This window comes from Barnesiella sp. B2-R-119, assembly GCF_023656675.1.
GTDB classification, from domain to species: domain Bacteria; phylum Bacteroidota; class Bacteroidia; order Bacteroidales; family Barnesiellaceae; genus Barnesiella; species Barnesiella intestinihominis.
The window spans coordinates 99,611-117,312 of the sequence record NZ_JAMOKL010000004.1 but is presented as its reverse complement, the minus strand read 5'-3'; the positions used below and the strand labels follow the sequence as shown (position 1 = coordinate 117,312).

Below are 17,702 nucleotides of genomic sequence, written 5' to 3'. Positions count from 1 at the left end.
ACCCGATATGGGCGATTCGCTCAAATTAATATTAAGAGTTTGAGAAATATAAAAGAAAGAGTTTTCTGAATTTCAGAAAACTCTTTTATGGTTTAATATAGTTTAACGCGTTCGGCGAACGGAGCGTACGGGGGCAGCAGATGATTTTTTTTGTTTCGGTTGTTTTTGCTTTTTTACTTTCGCCTCTTTCTGTTTTTTTGCCCGTGAAGACCGAGCGGTGCGGCTTTTCTCTTTCTTTTGTTTGTCATTGTCGAGCGTTTCTCCGTTTTCTTTTGCTTCTTTGGCCGCTTGCTCTTCTTTGGCTTTCGCTATTTCTTCGGGGGAGGGAACCCATAGATTTTCATTAAAGTTTTTCAGTTGTTTTTCTATGCTGTCTTGTGCTTGTTTCCGAATGGAGTCATTGGGATACATTTGCATGAGCGACTGGTTCCGCAGGTTTTGGGTTTTGTAGATTTCCCCTTCGTACATTCGCATTTGGAAGTAATCGTCGTAGTTGTATTGCTGTACGTTGTTTTCGTTGCTCGCCAAGATGTATTGGCGTGCGATGTAGGGGCGTATGTCGTTGTATTTAACCCAGAACATGGGGTATTTGACTGCTTCGCCTCCGAAGTCGCCCGTACGGTGAAGTACCGGGCAGATGGCCTCGATGGACGGTTTTACCTGCGAGGTGCGGCGGTCGAATATCCATTTTTCCAAGATATAATAGGAGAGTACCTCGTTGGAGGGTATATCGCTTTCCTCTACCGTGAAGCGGGGATTCTTCTCGGAGTATCCTTTTGCCGGGGCATACAGGATATGGAAGCGGTCGAACATTTCTTTTACTTTGATGCGATATTCGTCGGTGAATATTTCTCGTCCGTCGAGGTATTCGTATGCCGGTATCTGGTTGTTCGCCAAAAGTTTCATGACAATTCTGAAAAGATTCTCCTGATTTTCGGTGGACTCTTCGGGATAATAGAGCGGCATATTTTTCTCTTTGTTTAAGTCGATTTGCCGATAGATTACCCTCATCCACGGAATGTCGGCATCCGATGCATCCTGAGTGTCATAAAGCGATTGAGCCCGGACGCTGAGTTGGTTGTTTGTCTTTTTCGAGTTGTCGGTATCGCTTTTTTTGATTACTTGTGCATGACTCCCTATTGCCGACCATAGCAGGCAGAGGGTCAAACAGCTTTTTATCAGGGTATTCATATTTGCTGAATTATATTTCATATTGGCCTTAGTTTACAATTACTTCGATAGGTGACAGATCGCGTTCTATACCATCGGGGCCGACGGCGCGGACTCTCGATATATAGAACCGTTTTCCTCTCGATAGTCTGCGGAACGAATCTTTCTGTCGTTGAGAGAAATTGGCTCCGTCGGAAACTTCGGGAATCGCATTTCCCATAGAGTCGAAAAAGACCGTTTCGAATCGCAGTACCCGATAGGTGACGTTCAACAGGTCGTCGTCGATTGCGGCTTGAATACCGGGCGCAGAAAGCAGTCGTGTTTTGGGGAAAGGTTTCCCTCCTTTGTATTTTTGTTCGTAACCGTTTGCATCTTTATAGGCGATGAATGGCATAGGGTCGGGGAGTTGCCGTACCCGGAACTGGGTGTTGGCAACTGTTTGCGCCCGCCCGTCCATTGTGGCGGTTACGGTTATTACCGCGTCTTGTCCTACTTTCGCCGGTTTGGCTATCCAGTTGTCACCTTGACGGGTGAGAGTGCCGTTCGTCATCGTAGCTTGAATGGCGTGATTGGGGATGCCGGGAACCGATATGCTGATAGGGTTACCGATACCTGCATACAGAACGTTCATCAAGGTCGCCGATATGGTCGCACTCGGCTCTACCACGGTGTAGGACGAAGAGAATTCGTGACGGGTCATGGAGCCGTCGCCGCGCGGAACTTCGAGATAGCCTTGAAAATCGAATATGCCGGTGCTTCCACAGACGAATTCATATAAACCGTTGTTCTCGGGAGGGAGTTGTTTCCCGTTGATGTATATGGCCGGTCGCTGGGTCGTATCGATGGCTGCCAGAACGATGTTGGCACTATATTTCCCGCCTCTCATAATGTTTTTCGAATTGGGAATAACGAACGCGTTCAACTGGTTGACACGTACGTCTCCTTCGTCGATGTTATTGATGAGGGTGTGTAGCGCTTCGCTTTCGGCATACCGCACGTCGCTCTGTATTTTCGTCAGAATGGTTACGGCGGCGATTACCGGCATATTTTCGAACAGCGTCGTTTCCCACATGGAGGGGGCTTGGGTTCTGTTGCCCGAGTGAATGGTGGTCGAAAGGTAGTTTTCGATCGCTGCTCTTTTGATGGAGTCGGTCATGAGACTGCCGATGAGATTGCGGTAGTCGTCTATTTCCTTTCTCAATTTCATTCCTTGCTTTTGGGCGGGGGACAACATGATGTATGACGCTGCTTCGAGGTCGTCTTGATGTTCGATATTATTTACATCACCGTCTTTACCGTCGGCTTTCTTGACGATTACGTTTTTCAGGGAGTCGATGTAGTCGTACAAGAGGGCGGTCTGTTTTTTTACTTCCAGCGATTTTTTGTACCACGGTCCTCCTTTTTCGGGATTCTGACTATTGAAGTCGGCCAGTTTTTGGTAGAGGACATCGTTTTGCAGCGAAGCATTCGAAGTAGACCTTTCCAATCCGTCTTCAACTTGCTTGAATCCGTTGAGCACATCGGACGACACGTTGAGGGCCAGCATGGCAGTGAGGACGATATACATGAGGTTTATCATCTTCTGCCGGGGTGTAAGTCTGTTGTTATTCGATGCCATGTGTTATTTTTGTTCGGTGTCGTCTTTCGGTTTTTCGGGCATTTCCACGGGAGCTCCTCCCATGGGTCTGTACATGTTGATGGTCATTGCCGTGATCATCTTTTCGTAAACCGAATTGAGTTGCTGTATATACTGTGTCATTTTTTCGGTTGCTTCGCAATAACGGGAGCTATCGGAAGCGGAGCGTTCGTACATGTCGCGAATGTTTTTCAGCCCGTTGTTTACACGGTCTATATTATCGAGTTGCGAACTGATGCTCTTCAACTGTATCTCATAGATAGTGTTCAGCCCACTAATGTTACGGTTGAGCGTTTCCATACCCGAAACATATCCTTGCGAGGTGTCGGATATTCCTTCGGAGTTTTCCGTGATGTTGCGGTAGGATTGCAAGAGGGTGTTCGATACGGCGGTGAGGCTCTCGGTCGCACTTCTTAATTGTTCCATTTGTTCAGCTATACCGGAGAGTTGGGTGAGGTATTGTTGGGTTGCGTCTGTCAGTTCTGCCATACGCGAGAGTTGATCGGCGGCAGCCGACATTTTTTGAATACTATCGGTGAGGCTTTGCGTGTCGGCGTCGCTTAAATTGAGGCCTTCGGGTATTCCCACAGCTCTTTTGGCATCGGACGGGGTGATATCGGAATAGTTCCCTCCGTTACTACCTCCGCCTTTGCCGTTTCCACCGATAATGACGGTTCCTTTCCCTCCTGAAAATTCGGGCCGGTCTTCGGGGTTTTTACTATTTAGTACGGGAAAAACTTCTTCCCAATGATATGTTTTCGGGGGAGTGTCGAAGGCGGATAGAATGAACATGAGCACTTCTGTTCCCATACCGATAGAAAGCAAGAGACTGCCTCCGGGGAGGTGCAGGATTTTGAACAGAGCACCCCAGATTACAATCGCAGCACCTATACTGTATGCGAAATTGAAAAATCGTTGTCCTTTATCGCTGGATAAGAACTTTTCAATACTGTTTTTATATCTTTTGTATTTTCCCATGATCCTTGATGATTGGTTTTATCGGGTTTTGATATTATCTTTTTGCTTTTGCGAATCCGATTTGAGAGCGAACGCAACGGAATCCGATATAGGATCGTTGTTCGTTTTGGTATTCCCACATGCGGATATCGGAACGAATGAAGTTGGAAACGTCTTTCCACGAACCGCCCCGGACTACTTTGCGTTTCATGCGGTAGGGGTCTTCTTTGGCCGCATTATATTTGTATTCGGGGTTAAGGTCGCTGGTGTTTTGCGATACGGCTTCGGTATAGGCTGTCGAAGTCCATTCCGATACGTTACCGGCCATGTCGTATAATCCGAACTCGTTCGGGGAATAGGAGCCTACCGGCGAAGTGATGAGGTTTCCGTCTTTCACGTAATTCCCGTCATCGGGCTTGAAGTTGGCATAGAAACACCCTTTTTCGGCCATAGGCAGGTTACCCGTCCACGGGAATTTATTTTCGTTTTTCCCGGCTCTTGCCGCATATTCCCATTCGGCTTCGGTGGGAAGTCTGTACGGTTCGATAACAACGGCGTTACGTCCCACCGAACCTTTCAAGAGCGCGGTGCGCCAAGCGCAGAATGCATTCGCTTGTTCCCACGAAACTCCTACGACCGGATAGTCGTTATAGCCGGCATGGGAGAAATAGAGTCTCACGTATGGCTCGTTGTAGGCATTCTCGAAATCGTTTACCCATACGGTGGTATCGGGGTAGATATTGACGATGTAGGTATTGAGGAAGTCAAACTCGCTGCCTAATGGCCGTGTGATGGTCTCGCGAATGATACGCCCGTCTTCGTCGATATATGCGGTATCTTTGGATATCATTACGATTTCATCGTAGTCGGGAGTATGGTCGGTGTTGAGGTCACGGCGTGCCGGGTCGAGACGATTCTTCCGTTTGGATGCCTCGGTGTGATCGAAGATCTCGTAGCGGTAGTTCATTTGGGAGGCATCGAGTTGGCGCTCTCCCGTAATGGGGTTGATTCTGTACACGCTTTCGATGGCTCGCGCTTCGTCTTCATTGGGATTTCTCCACGGAATGGCTTTATCCCAATTCAACCGAGGCTTGATGGGGTTTCCCTCCCGGTCTTCTTCGATTTTGAACACTTCGTTACCTCCATAGGCGGGATCGGCGAGGCGTTCCCGAATGATAGAGTCGCGTACCCAGAATACAAATTGTTTGTATTTTGAGTTGGTGATTTCCGTTTCGTCCATCCAGAAGGCATCGATAGAGACAGCCCTCGGTTCTTGTTGTGTTCCCCAAATACTGTCCTTCTCGGCCGGTCCCATTTTATAGGATCCACGAGAAATGAGAACCATACCGTAGGGTGTAGGCTCATTCCATGCCGTACCTCCGACACCTGTAACTTCACCGCTATGGCGCGACGAAGGTGCGCATGCTGCGACGAGAATGGCAAGGGTGATATACACGATTATCTTTTTCATAGGCTACATTATGCGTATGCTTTTGTGTTTATTTTTATTTTTATCGGACAGGTCGAGTTTCAAACTGTATCCGAGAAATACTTCGTGGCTTCCGCTACTGGCTTTTACAATGGCCGATACCGGGTAGTCGTAGGCATATCCCGCTATAAAGTTTTTATATTCCGCACCTATCATAAATATACATGCGTCTTTCCAGCGATACGAAAGGCCTCCCCAGAACAGTTTGTTGTATTTTACACGGCAGGATAACTCGTACTGCGTGATGTTGAGGTTGCTTTTCACCATCATGGAGGGCTGCACTTCATATAACGTGTTTTTAATGGGAATATTGCTCCCAGCGATAAAATAATAGGATCTGCCGATGTATGTTTCGTATTTGTCTTCAAAGGTGATCGATGGCTCGTTGAGGTGTGAGACCGAAATTCCCGCATAGAACCACGGGTGGGTGTACCATGCCCCGAAAGACATATCGAACGACATGCCTTGTAACTCGGTAGTGGGGATTCCGTCGTCGGTGGCTTGATGGTAATCGCTCGTGGGTATGCTGACTTGTGTGCCGTCGAAACGTTCGTCGAGCATTCCCAGTTGTATGCCGAGGCTGAGTACTCCTTTCCATAATTTGATTTTGAAGGCATATTGCGCTCCTAAAATCAGATGGGAGTATAGCCCTTCGGTTTCGGAAGTGACGACCAGTCCTACTCCGTGGTTCTGTTTCAAGAATTTGAAAGGCATGTCGCCTGTTACGAAATAGGTTTGAGGGGCTCCCGGCATACCTATCCATTGTTGCCGGGTGGAGGTGAGTATGTTGAGTTTGTCGGAACTTCCCGCCGCTGCCGGATTGTAATAGCCGGGCAGAGCCCAGTATTGGCTGAACTGCGTATCGATCTGAGCCTTTGCTGTGGCAAAGACCAAACAACACAGGGTTAGAATAACGATTCTTACAATCTGCATACTCTCTTTTCCAGACTTTTCGGGGGGTGCACACCGAAGTCCGGATATTTATAATAACTGAAAATAGCCTTTAAAATTGTTTGACACAACTGTTTTCGGATGCGAAATTACGAAAAGAGAAAATATATGAGTGCTTTTTCGCTCCGAAAAATGCGAGACTAGTCCCGCAGAGCTTATCTTGTTCACAAAAAGATAAGCTCGATCGAGTTTTTTGCTTTCGACTTTCATTATCTTTGGATAAGATAGGCTGCGGTTCGGTATTGTCAAATTGAAAACTACGTTTTCATTTGCCACTACACTCCCCTTTCGCTATCTTTGTACATGTGAAGATAGGATTGCAGTTCAGTATAGTCAAATCGGAAACGGGATTTCCGTTTGCCTCTGCACTCACCTTTCGCTATCTTTGTGAGTACGAAGATAGGCTGCGGTTCGGCATAGTCAAATCGGAAACAAGATTTCCGTTTGCCTCTGCACTCACCTTTCGCTATCTTTGTGAGTACGAAGATAGGCTGCGGTTCGGCATAGTCAAATCGGAAACAAGGTTTTCGTTTGTCTCTGCACTCACCTTTCACTATCTTTGTGGAGCAGAAGGTTATCGACTTTCATTTAGCTGATGGAGGAGAATTTGAAGAGAAAGACGACGAAAGCGCTCGTGTGGAGCACGGCCGACAAGTTGGGACAGCAGTTGTTCTATCTTGTCGCCGGTATTATTCTCGCTCGTCAACTTTCTCCTGAGGATTATGGCAAGGTGGGGGTTCTCACGATATTTATCGCCTTGTCGGGGATATTGATCGACAGCGGTTTTTCTTCGGCTTTGATTCGGAAAAAGGAGGCTACTCAGGCCGATTACAGCACGGTGTTTTATGTGAATGTGGCAATCAGTTGCGTGCTGTATGGTTTGTTGTATGCAGCAGCTCCTTATATTGCAGTGTTTTTTAAAGTCCCTGATTTGATATATATCTGCCGGATTTTGTTTCTCGTGATTCCGTTGAATGCACTTTCCCTTATACAGCAGACTTTGTTGTTGAAGCATTTCAAGCTCTCTGTAAGCGCTCGTGTCAATTTGTGGTCGTTGGGTATCGCTTCGGTCGTTGCCATTGCGATGGCTTACGGCGGTATGGGAGTCTGGTCGTTGGTGGCTCAGACACTCGGACTCTCGTTTTTCAGGGCTGTTTTTTTCTGGGTGTTTAACGACTGGCGTCCCCGATGGATATTTCGCATGGCTTCGTTGCGGGAGTTTTTCGGATATAGTTCCAACTTGGTCGTTTCGGGTATTATCAACAATGTGTTTAACAAGATATATCCCATTATCATCGGTAAGTTTTATGGCATGACGCAGACCGGCTACTATACTCAGGCCGACAAGTATCAGGATATAGCTTCTTCGCTTATCAGCAATATATTCCGTTCGGTCGCTTTCCCTGTTTTCTCGAAGGTGCAAGACGATTTGCAACGGTTGAAACGGATTTGCCGGAAGAATGTACGGGCCATCGCATTTTTCATTTTTCCTATCATGCTGTTGATGGTCGTCGTTTCGTATCCGCTCATATCGATCATGTTGAAAGAGCAATGGGTTCCGTCCGTGCCGTATTTCCGCTTGCTTTGTTTTTCGGGAATATGCTCTCCGTTTATTATTTTGTTTTTCGATTTGTTCAATAGTCTGGGCTATTCCCGGCTGAATTTACAACTGGAAATCGGGAAAAAGATTTATTTGTTTGCGGGTATCGCTTTGTTTTATTCTTCGGGCATTTTGTGGCTGATAGGGTGGTGGATTTCTTATTCGGTGTTGTCTCTGGCGGCTTCGATCTTTTTTGCCCGTCGCTTTCTCGGATACGGTTTCGGGGAGTATGTGAAAGATATTTTTCCGTATTTTATCTTGGCGTTGGCGTCGGCGATACTCTCGTGCGGCGTTTATCTGCTTTTGCCGAGCGATTTGTGGCGGTTGTGTCTTGTCCCGGTCGTTTATGTCGTTTTGTATTTGGGCGGAGCATACATGTTGAAATTGGAGATGTTGCAGGAGATGCTGTCGATGTTGAAGAGTCGTGTGAAGAGAGGAGGTGAAGCGTGAACGAGGTAGCAGTTGCTCGACCGAGGGTCTTGACGGTGATCGTTTCGTATAATTTCGAGCCGTGGATCGAACGATGTCTGAGTAGTATTCGGGATTCGGATTACCCCTCGGATCTTGTGGTAATCGATAATGCTTCGACCGACCGGACGGTGTCGATCATCGCCGAGAGGTATCGATGGATTCGTCTTGTGCGGAGTAGGAAAAATCTCGGATTCGGGCAAGCGAATAACATCGGCATGAGAATGGCGTTGGAGGAGGATTACGATTATGTGTTTCTCGTGAATCAGGATGCGTGGATAGAGGCGAATACGGTGGGGACTTTGGTGGGGTTGGCAGAAAAATATCCCGATTACGGAGTGCTTTCGCCGGTGCATCTTGACGGGAAGGGGGAGCATCTCGACGGTTCGTTCGCCAAGTATGTAGGGGGAGCATCGGCGGTTTCATCGAAAAAATCGGATATCGTCGAAGCAGCTTTCGTTAATGCGGCTTTCTGGTTTATCCCGGTGTCGGCGTTGAAAAAGGTGGGAGGTTTTTCGCCGTTGTTTTTTCATTATGGCGAAGATGTGGACTATATTCACCGAATGCGATTCTATGGTTATCGGGTGGGATACACTCCGTTGACTTCGGGGTGTCATGACCGGCAAAATCGACCGATTACCCGCCAGACACAAATGAAATTGGATAGGGTTTATTATTTGTCGGTTGTTTCGGATTTAAATTCGGGAATGGCTAAGTGTCTGTGGGGGGGGGTATTAGCTCCTTTGAAGCCGGGCGTGCTCGCTTTATTGCGGGGAAGATTCAAAGAATTTTGTTTTTATACAGGCACAAGTGTCCGGCTTTTGTGTCGATACCCTTCTATTGCAGAAATCAAGCGATTTTGCAAACAGGGAAGACCTGTGTTTTTGGAAAATGTTCATTCAAAAATTAAACCGATATGGAGTTAGCCCCGATTGTTTTATTCGTTTATAATCGTCCTGAACATACGCGCGCTTGTCTGGAATATTTGGAGCGGAACGAGCTGGCGGCGGAAAGCGAATTGTATGTTTTCGCCGACGGCGCGAAACAGGGCAGCGAGGAGGCGGTGGCCGCCGTGCGTCGGGTGATTGCCGAACCGTGGAAATTCAAACGGTTGAATGTCGTGGAGCGACCGGAGAACAAGGGGCTGGCAGCCAATGTGATTGCGGGGGTGACTTCGGTTTTGGAGACGCACGACCGGGTGATCGTCTTGGAAGACGATTTGATCGTTTCTCCTTATTTTCTGCGTTTTATGAACGAGGCACTGGAAGTTTATAAAGATACGGAGGAGGTTTGCCATGTGACTTGCCACATGCTCGACCATAAAGGAGAGTTGCCCGATACGTTTTTGATACGCTGGTGTAACAGTTGGGGGTGGGGAACTTGGAGCCGTGCATGGCAATATTTCGAGCCAAACGGTAGAAAATCGTTGCAGGAAATCGAACGACGGGATTTGTGCAGGCAATTCGATTTGGACGGAGGTTTCCACTTTACCCAGATGTTGCGCGACCAAATCGAGGGTCGGAATAACTCGTGGTTCATACGGTGGTATGCATCGCTGTTTCTGTGTGACAAGCTGATGTTGGGCACGGGCCGTTCGTTGGTCGATAATGCGGGATTCGACGGAAGCGGAACGCATTGCAATACTATGCAGCTTTGCACGCAGACTTTGTCGATGAATCCGATAGCGGTAGTTCCCATTTCACCGGTAAAAGAGAACTTGCTCGCCCGAAAAGTCTATTCCCGAACCTATCGTTATAATTATTCGTACAGGCATAAATTGAAAGTATTCATCGGGAATCTGTGGATTCGTGTATTCAATCGTAAAAAGAGATAGATTATGAGGGATTTGACTCGTTTAGCCAGTCGTATCGTTATGTTTTTCATGCAGTTTTATTATCGACTGGCTCGTCATTCGAGGGTTTCGTACAAGGCTTATATCGACGGTCGTACCCGATTGGCCGGATATAATACCATACAGGACAATGTTTTGTTGGCCGGCGCCCGTATCGGCCGGGGCACTTATATTTGCCGAGGGAGCAATTTCACCGATGCAGAGGTCGGTGCGTTTTGTTCGATCGGTCGGAATGTCCGTATCGTCAACGGACAGCATCCGACCCGCACCTTCGTATCTACTCACCCGGCTTTTTTCTCTCCCAACGGGCAACCGGGGTTTTCGTTTGTCCGGGAAAAGCGGTATGAGGACTGCCGGTATCTCGATCGGGAACGACGAGTGAGCGTAGAGGTGGGAGCCGATGTGTGGATTGGGAACAACGTGTCGTTGATGTCGGGGATTCGAATCGGTACGGGGGCGGTGATTGCTACCGGAGCCGTGGTGGTGAGCGATGTGGCTCCTTATGCGATTGTGGGCGGTGTACCTGCCCGGGAAATCAGGAAACGGTTCGACGATGAGCAGATTGCTTATCTGTTGGCTTCGCGATGGTGGGAACGTCCGTTCGACGAACTTCGGAAAGAGGCGGACAGTTTCTCGGATATCGGATTGTTCATGAAAAACGGATTGTAATGGGACGGCCGCTTTTTTCGATTATTACGATTACGTTTAACGCTGCCGGGACTTTGCCGGCTACGTTGAAAAGTGTGGAACGACAGACGTTTACCGACTATGAGTATTTGATCGTGGACGGTGCATCGACCGACGGTACGGTTGCGATTGCGCAGCACTCGGCAGCGGTCTCGTCGGTGACGAGCGAACCCGACAAGGGTTTATACGATGCCATGAACAAGGGTTTGCGTAAAGCACGAGGGTGTTATCTCGTTTTTCTGAATGCCGGCGATGCGTTTCACGAGCCTGATACATTGCAGAAAATCGCCGATTCCATCGAAAAAAACGACCCCGATATTGTCTATGGAGAGACGGCATTGGTCGATTCGGAAAGACGTTTTATATCCATGCGGAGGTTACAGGCTCCCGAAAGGTTATCGGTGAAGAGTTTTCGCATGGGGATGCTGGTGTGCCATCAGGCGTTTATCGTTCGCCGGGAGATTGCGCCGGAATATGATTTGCGGTATAGTTTCTCCGCCGACTTCGACTGGTGTATCCGGTGCATGCAAATGGCGAGAACGATAACTCATACGCACGAGGTGCTTATCGATTATTTGAATGAGGGGGTCACTACCGCCAACCGAAAGGCTTCGTTGCAGGAGAGATACGAGATTATGTGCCGATATTACGGGACTTTACCGACGTTCTTGCGTCATTTGTGGTTTGCCGTGCGGTTCGCTTTCGCTCGTTTTTCGGGACGGGAGTAGACGGTATGTTTAAAATCTGTAATCCTCTTTGCCTACATTTAACCCCTCTGTCTGTCACTGTGTGCCACCTCCCCTATATTTTGCTGTGCAAAACACAGGAAAAGAGATTTAATGCCCTTCTATCTCATTATTTATCGAATGAGATGGATCGTATTTGTCCTTCTCCCCTGCCGTGTCCAGTGGCATTGCGGGGAGTTGTGTAAACAATATAGGGAAGAGACCGAAGAAACGGTAGTTCCTGAGGAGAGGGCGTGAAAAAGATGGCATAAAATTTTTGACTGTAAGGGTTAACCCCCTCGTCCTGCGGACACTCCCCCTATATTCCCTTATGGCAACACAGGGGGAGAGGGCTAAAATGCATTTCGAACATCTTTAAACTCCTCCCTCGCCGTGCTCCGTAGCATTGCGGGGTGTTTTGCACAGCAAAATATAGGGGAGGTGGCACGTAGAGACGGAGGGGTTGAATGAATAGGTCTTTAAACTATCCCGAGAAGTTGTCTTGTGGGCAAGTTTCATGAGTCTATACCGTAAAAATATAATTCGAGGCATTCCGTTCGGTGGGAAATTTGTATCTTTGCAGTATGCGAATATAGATTGCACCTCGGTATAACCAAGTAAATTTGTTTCTACTCTCGGCTTGCACTATCTTTGCACTCTGAAAAAAAATGAGTTGTATTCCAGAGGTTGCGGTAGACCGGTCTCGATCGGTGCAGAGCCTCTTTAATCCAAGTGATTCGATAGAAAATAATACGATATATGGAGAAGAATTTCAAACGTACATTGGTTACCACCGCTTTGCCTTATGCTAACGGCCCTGTGCATATAGGTCATTTGGCGGGAGTATATGTCCCGGCAGATATTTATACCCGGTATCTGCGGTTGAAAGGCGAAGATGTGATCATGATCGGCGGTAGCGACGAGCATGGCGTGCCTATCACGATTAAGGCGAAGGCCGAAGGAGTGACCCCGCAGGATATCGTAGACCGTTATCACAATATTATTAAAAAATCGTTCGAGGAGTTCGGAATCTCTTTCGATATTTACTCTCGCACGACTTCCAAGATTCATAGTGAAATGGCATCCGATTTCTTTCGGAAGTTGTACGATAAAGGCGAATTTATCGAGAAAACCTCGATGCAATATTACGACGAGGAGGCTAACCAGTTCCTCGCAGACCGGTATATTACCGGGACTTGTCCGCACTGTGGCAACGAACATGCCTATGGCGACCAATGCGAGGCTTGCGGCACATCGTTGAATGCGACCGATTTGATTAATCCCAAATCGGCCATTACGGGAAATCAGCCTGTTTTGCGGGAGACAAAGCACTGGTATCTGCCTCTCGACAAGTGGGAACCGTTCTTGCGCCAATGGATTTTGGAAGAGCATAAGGAATGGAAACCGAATGTGTATGGACAATGCAAATCGTGGCTCGACATGGGGTTACAACCTCGCGCGGTGAGCCGTGACCTCGATTGGGGGGTTCCCGTACCGGTGGAAGGCGCCGAAGGTAAGGTGTTGTATGTGTGGTTCGATGCTCCTATCGGGTATATCTCGAATACCAAAGAGTTGCTTCCCGACAAATGGGAACTGTATTGGAAAGACAAGGATACGAAGATGGTTCACTTTATCGGCAAGGACAACATCGTATTCCACTGCATTGTTTTCCCTGCGATGCTGAAAGCCGAGGGGAGTTATATTTTGCCGGATAATGTGCCGGCCAATGAGTTCTTGAATTTGGAAGGTGACAAGATTTCCACTTCGAGAAACTGGGCGGTATGGTTACACGAGTATCTCGAAGAGTTCCCCGGCAAACAGGACGTATTGCGTTATGTGCTCACGGCCAACGCTCCCGAGACGAAAGACAACGATTTCACTTGGAAAGATTTCCAAGCGCGTAATAATAATGAATTGGTGGCTATTCTCGGCAATTTCGTGAATCGAGCTTTGGTGCTGACTCATAAATATTTCGACGGGAAAGTACCGGCTGCGGGTGAATTGACCGACTATGACCGGGAAACATTGAAGGAGTTTGCCGATGTGAAAGCCGATGTGGAGAATTACCTCGACCATTACCGTTTTCGCGATGCCTTGAAGGAGGCGATGAATCTGGCTCGTATCGGGAACAAGTATCTTGCCGATACCGAACCGTGGAAGCTGGCGAAAACCGATATGGACAGGGTGGCGACGATATTGAACCTTTCGTTGCAGATTACGGCCAATCTGGCTATCGCTTTCGAACCATTCCTACCTTTCTCTGCCGAGAAGCTGCGGGGAATGTTGCATTTGGGACATTGTGACTGGAATATGCTGGGACGTACCGATATTTTGCCTGCCGGAGCCGAGTTGGGTAAGGCCGAGTTGCTGTTCGAGAAGATAGAAGACAGCGTGATCGAGGCACAGGTGAACAAGTTGTTGGAGACGAAGAAGGCCAATGAATTGAAGAATCACAAGGCTGCGCCGATACGGGAGAATATCGCTTTCGACGATTTCATGAAATTGGATATTCGGGTGGGTAAAGTGCTGGAATGCCAGAAAGTGCCCAAAGCCGACAAGTTGCTGCAATTCCGTATCGACGATGGTTTGGGCGGTCGCACGATCGTATCGGGTATCGCCAAGCATTATGCTCCCGAAGATTTGGTGGGTAAGAATGTGTGCTTCGTGGCTAATCTCGAACCTCGCAAATTGAAGGGTATCGAGTCGCAGGGTATGATTCTTTCGGCCGAGGATGCCGACGGGCGTTTGATTGTCATCTCCCCGGCGACCGATGAAATCGCTCCCGGTTCGGAAGTGAAATAACTTGGAATCTTGATAAAAATTGTGGCCCCGATACCGAACGAAGTATCGGGGCTTTTTTAGTTCGGCTTGAAAAGATGTTGTTTCTCAGTTTCTTTTGAAAATTTACCTCCACCCTCGCCCTATGGGTACTCCCCCTATATTCCCTTGTGAAAATACTCTGTAATGCTGCGGGACAGGGCAGGGGAGGTGAATAATATAGTTTTTTTGTTCCATTGCGTTGTGCCTCGGGAAATAGAGCCGTATCAATAAATTTATTTTGTGAATGGAATTTTTTACCTATTGCATGCTTTGACATTGTTTTTATTTTTAATTTTATACAAATTTAATCTATAAGAGTTCCCCGCATTTCAATTCTAAAAGTAAGATCGTATTTCATTTATTATCGTATTATGCAATTACCACGGTTAAACTCATTAAAAGATTTTTTAATTTGGCCGTTTCGGCTTGTTTTCAATTTGCCGGTATGGTGGCAGGCAATTTTAGGGTTGGCGGTGACCGGGGTGCTTGTCGCTTTGGCTTTGAGCGGAGACGAATCTTTTCCCGATGGCAAGGAGGTAGCTGTCGCTCATACCGGTTATCTTAAAACGGGATATGTAGGCACCAACCTTGATAGTGTGAGGATAGGCAAGGGGAAATCGTTGCGGTTGCTTGCCCGTCAGGGGCGTAACTTTTGGGCGGAGACTCTCGACGGGCGTCGTAGGGGATTTATTGCAGCAGATATCGTAGGAGACCAAGTGCCGAGCCTTTCGCTTCCGAAGCGTCGGACTTTGAGTTCTTATTTCATTACCCAAGAAAAATTCGAGGTTTTGATGGCCGATACTACTTCTACTTTGGAGTCGTTGCAGAACGATTATATCCATGCCGAATATTTGAAACCGCAAGGGCGGAAGATGGTCGGTGAGTTTGGATTTTATGTCGTGGATTCGATCGGGAGGGAGTTGCGTCCTGTCGTTACTTTTAATCCCGATGGTACGGTCGATGACTATTCTCTCGAACATTGGCGCAATAAAAGAGCGGCCGGAGTATTGCTCGGCCGGCTGGTCGATTATGCATCGCCGTTGATCTCTACTCGTGAATTCCACTCTTTTTCGCCATTCGACAGTGTCGTGACCAATATCTTGTGGACTTGCTTGATAGGGTATATCCCTATGTTTTTGCTGGTTATCCTTCTTTGGACAAGGCTTCCGCTCGTTTGGGTTCCTAACTGGGCGGTTAATGGTCTGCTGGGTGTGTTGTTGATAGCCGGTCCTGCGGTGTGGTGTGCCTTATTGTTGGTACAAGGGGTAATATGGTGGTCGGTGGTTCCGGCTACCGTGGTCATCGTGTTATTGGGGGCATTGTTTTTTTGGACGCTTTATGGCGGCTTGCGTTGTCCACATTGCAAGAAACTTATGAATCATGAGTTTAAGAATCGGCAAAAAGGTCTGCCTTTCGAGCGTGTAAAGCGAGGCTCCCGAGAAATAGGACGGCGCAATGAAAAGAATTATATCGGTGGTTGGAAACATCGGAAAATAGAGTCCGGATATGGGGAGAATTCATACCGTATACAGTCCTATCGAGTGGGACGTTTCACCGATCTCGTGACGTATGAGGATTATGTGGAAACATCGATGGTGAGGAGGATTACCAATCATTTCGTGTGCCCGGCTTGCGGGCATGGCAAGGAAGAGATGAAAGAAGAGGTCCTTAGCCATGAGGTGCAGATTGTGGGCAGGCATACAGCCAAAGAGACTTACACCAAAGAGGTGGATCATCGTATCGGTTGACAGTCGTTCCTTTTTATAGTCGTCGACAGACTTTCAATAAGGTCGCTTTTGTGCCGGGCATTCTTGTTTATTTCATCTACGGTTCTTAACCCCTCCGTCACTACGTGCCACCTCCCCTATATTTTGCATTGCAAAACACCCCGTAATGCTACGGGACGGCAGGGGAGGAGGGTGATACTTTAATTCGTTCCCTTTGCTGTGGGTATTTTTAACCCCTCCGTCCTGCGGACACCTCCCCTATATTTGCGTTGCAAAACACAGGGGAGGAGGTTAATACCTTACGATGTATCGTGTTTGTCTTTCTCCCTCTATATTTCCTTACGGAAACACCCCGCAGTGCTACGGGACACGGCAAGGAGGAGGGTTAAGCTCGACTCTATATTCATTACTGTGAATGCGCTGTGAATATCTGTTTATCTTCTTGAAATCGGTAAAAGTTTTTTTCGCCTTTCTCGAAATTCTTTCTTTATTTTCTAAGTAAAAAAAGTATAAAATTTTGCAGCATCGAGAAATAATCGCATTATTTGTATAATATTATATATAAGTATGCGTATTTTGTTATTTCTCAACTCGCTGATTCCTGTTTCTAATTATGGAGGTACTCAGCGTGTTATGTGGTCTTTGGGGAAGGCGTTAACCCAGATGGGGCATAAGGTTTATTTTTTAGCAAAGGCTGGTTCTACGTGCGATTTTGCTTCGGTGATACCTTACGATTCTGCTGTGGATCTTATCAAACAGATTCCGCAAGATGTAGATGTGGTTCATTTCAACGGTACTGCTCCTTGTGGATTCGAGAAACCTTATGTCGTGACCTATCATGGTAATTTTATGGGTGGTGATTTGGATCGAAATGCTATATTTGTTTCCAAAGATCATGCGTCGAGATATAATAGCGACTCTTTTGTTTATAACGGGTTGGATTGGGACGAGTATGGGCCTGTCGATTTGAATGCTTCTCGTCATTATTATCATTTCTTAGGTAAGGCGGCGTGGCGGGTCAAGAATGTTCAAGGGGCAATAGATGTAGTGAAAGCCTTACCGAATGAAAAGATATATATTTTGGGCGGTTATCGGTTTAATTTTAAAATGGGTATGCGTTTTACGGTTACTTCGAAAGCCCGTTTTAAGGGAATGGTAGGAGGCGTGAAAAAGAATAGATATTTACAACACTCCAAAGGATTGATATTCCCTGTCAAATGGGACGAGCCTTTTGGTCTGGCTATTACGGAGAGCCTTTATTTCGAGCACCGGTATTTGCTACTCCTTATGGTTCTTTGCCTGAACTGGTAAAGCCAGAAGTGGGCTTTCTTACCGATAGTGAGTCGGAAATGATCTTGCATTTGAAAGAAGGTGTTGTCTATTCTCCAATGATTTGTCATGAATATGCGAGAGATTTATTTAATGCCGAGATTATGGCAAAAGCTTATTTGCAAAAATATGAAAAGGTATTGAACGGTGAGTACTTGAATGAGAATTATCCTCATGCTTTGGTTCCTGATTCAAAGAGACCATGGAAAAAATAGGGGTATAAAACAAAAGAAGGTACTGATTTTAGTGGGAAGAAAAGAGAAGTCTGTTTTTCCGATATTACAGATTGTT

14 protein-coding genes are annotated in these 17,702 nt (G+C 47.1%); 9 read left to right on the top strand and 5 right to left on the bottom strand.

Annotation, left to right across the window (positions count from 1 at the left end; genetic code table 11):
- Positions 1–102: 102 nt before the first annotated feature.
- Genes porN through NBH06_RS08875 form a run of 5 tightly spaced genes read right to left on the bottom strand, consistent with a single transcriptional unit; the run spans position 103 to position 6,185 of the window.
- The gene (gene porN / locus NBH06_RS08895) at positions 103–1,212 is read right to left on the bottom strand and encodes a type IX secretion system ring subunit PorN/GldN (protein ID WP_250793905.1); all 1,110 of its coding nucleotides are present in this window, start codon (positions 1,210–1,212) and stop codon (positions 103–105) included.
- A gap of 7 nt (positions 1,213–1,219) precedes the next feature.
- Positions 1,220–2,788: a type IX secretion system motor protein PorM/GldM gene (gene porM / locus NBH06_RS08890; RefSeq protein WP_008863132.1), complete on the bottom strand. Its 1,569-nt coding sequence runs from the start codon at positions 2,786–2,788 to the stop codon at positions 1,220–1,222.
- Between the two features lie 3 nt (positions 2,789–2,791).
- Positions 2,792–3,784 (bottom strand): type IX secretion system motor protein PorL/GldL, encoded by a 993-nt coding sequence (gene porL, locus NBH06_RS08885; protein WP_021890883.1) that lies wholly within the window; start codon positions 3,782–3,784, stop codon positions 2,792–2,794.
- 34 nt (positions 3,785–3,818) lie between these two features.
- The gene (gene porK / locus NBH06_RS08880; RefSeq protein WP_118687046.1) at positions 3,819–5,234 is read right to left on the bottom strand and encodes a T9SS ring complex lipoprotein PorK/GldK; all 1,416 of its coding nucleotides are present in this window, start codon (positions 5,232–5,234) and stop codon (positions 3,819–3,821) included.
- 3 nt (positions 5,235–5,237) lie between these two features.
- Entirely contained in the window at positions 5,238–6,185 is a 948-nt protein-coding gene (locus NBH06_RS08875; protein WP_021890881.1) for a PorP/SprF family type IX secretion system membrane protein, read from the bottom strand.
- A gap of 625 nt (positions 6,186–6,810) precedes the next feature.
- On the opposite strand from NBH06_RS08875, the gene NBH06_RS08870 reads away from it, so the two are divergent.
- From NBH06_RS08870 to NBH06_RS08830, 9 genes are all read left to right on the top strand, one after another.
- On the top strand, positions 6,811–8,253 hold the full coding sequence (locus tag NBH06_RS08870; RefSeq protein WP_229033574.1) for a lipopolysaccharide biosynthesis protein: 1,443 nt from the start codon (positions 6,811–6,813) through the stop codon (positions 8,251–8,253).
- The gene (locus NBH06_RS08865; protein WP_118687048.1) at positions 8,250–9,197 is read left to right on the top strand and encodes a glycosyltransferase family 2 protein; all 948 of its coding nucleotides are present in this window, start codon (positions 8,250–8,252) and stop codon (positions 9,195–9,197) included. Before NBH06_RS08870 ends, NBH06_RS08865 begins: the two co-directional genes overlap by 4 nt.
- Complete coding sequence (locus NBH06_RS08860) at positions 9,188–10,105, top strand: glycosyltransferase family 2 protein (protein WP_118687049.1); 918 nt, start codon at positions 9,188–9,190, stop codon at positions 10,103–10,105. Before NBH06_RS08865 ends, NBH06_RS08860 begins: the two co-directional genes overlap by 10 nt.
- Before the next feature lie 3 nt (positions 10,106–10,108).
- Complete coding sequence (locus NBH06_RS08855; RefSeq protein ID WP_021891255.1) at positions 10,109–10,792, top strand: CatB-related O-acetyltransferase; 684 nt, start codon at positions 10,109–10,111, stop codon at positions 10,790–10,792.
- Entirely contained in the window at positions 10,792–11,538 is a 747-nt protein-coding gene (locus NBH06_RS08850; RefSeq protein ID WP_021891256.1) for a glycosyltransferase family 2 protein, read from the top strand. The genes NBH06_RS08855 and NBH06_RS08850 overlap by 1 nt, the downstream gene beginning before the upstream one ends.
- Before the next feature lie 756 nt (positions 11,539–12,294).
- Positions 12,295–14,337: a methionine--tRNA ligase gene (metG, locus tag NBH06_RS08845; RefSeq protein WP_250793902.1), complete on the top strand. Its 2,043-nt coding sequence runs from the start codon at positions 12,295–12,297 to the stop codon at positions 14,335–14,337.
- A gap of 389 nt (positions 14,338–14,726) precedes the next feature.
- The gene (locus tag NBH06_RS08840) at positions 14,727–16,103 is read left to right on the top strand and encodes a hypothetical protein (RefSeq protein ID WP_250793893.1); all 1,377 of its coding nucleotides are present in this window, start codon (positions 14,727–14,729) and stop codon (positions 16,101–16,103) included.
- Positions 16,104–16,649: 546 nt separating this feature from the next.
- Positions 16,650–17,393 carry a glycosyltransferase family protein gene (locus NBH06_RS08835; protein ID WP_250793891.1) on the top strand — a complete coding sequence of 248 codons (744 nt, stop codon included), beginning with the start codon at positions 16,650–16,652 and terminating at the stop codon, positions 17,391–17,393.
- Entirely contained in the window at positions 17,378–17,626 is a 249-nt protein-coding gene (locus NBH06_RS08830; RefSeq protein WP_250793889.1) for a hypothetical protein, read from the top strand. The genes NBH06_RS08835 and NBH06_RS08830 overlap by 16 nt, the downstream gene beginning before the upstream one ends.
- The last annotated feature ends 76 nt before the right edge of the window (positions 17,627–17,702 follow it).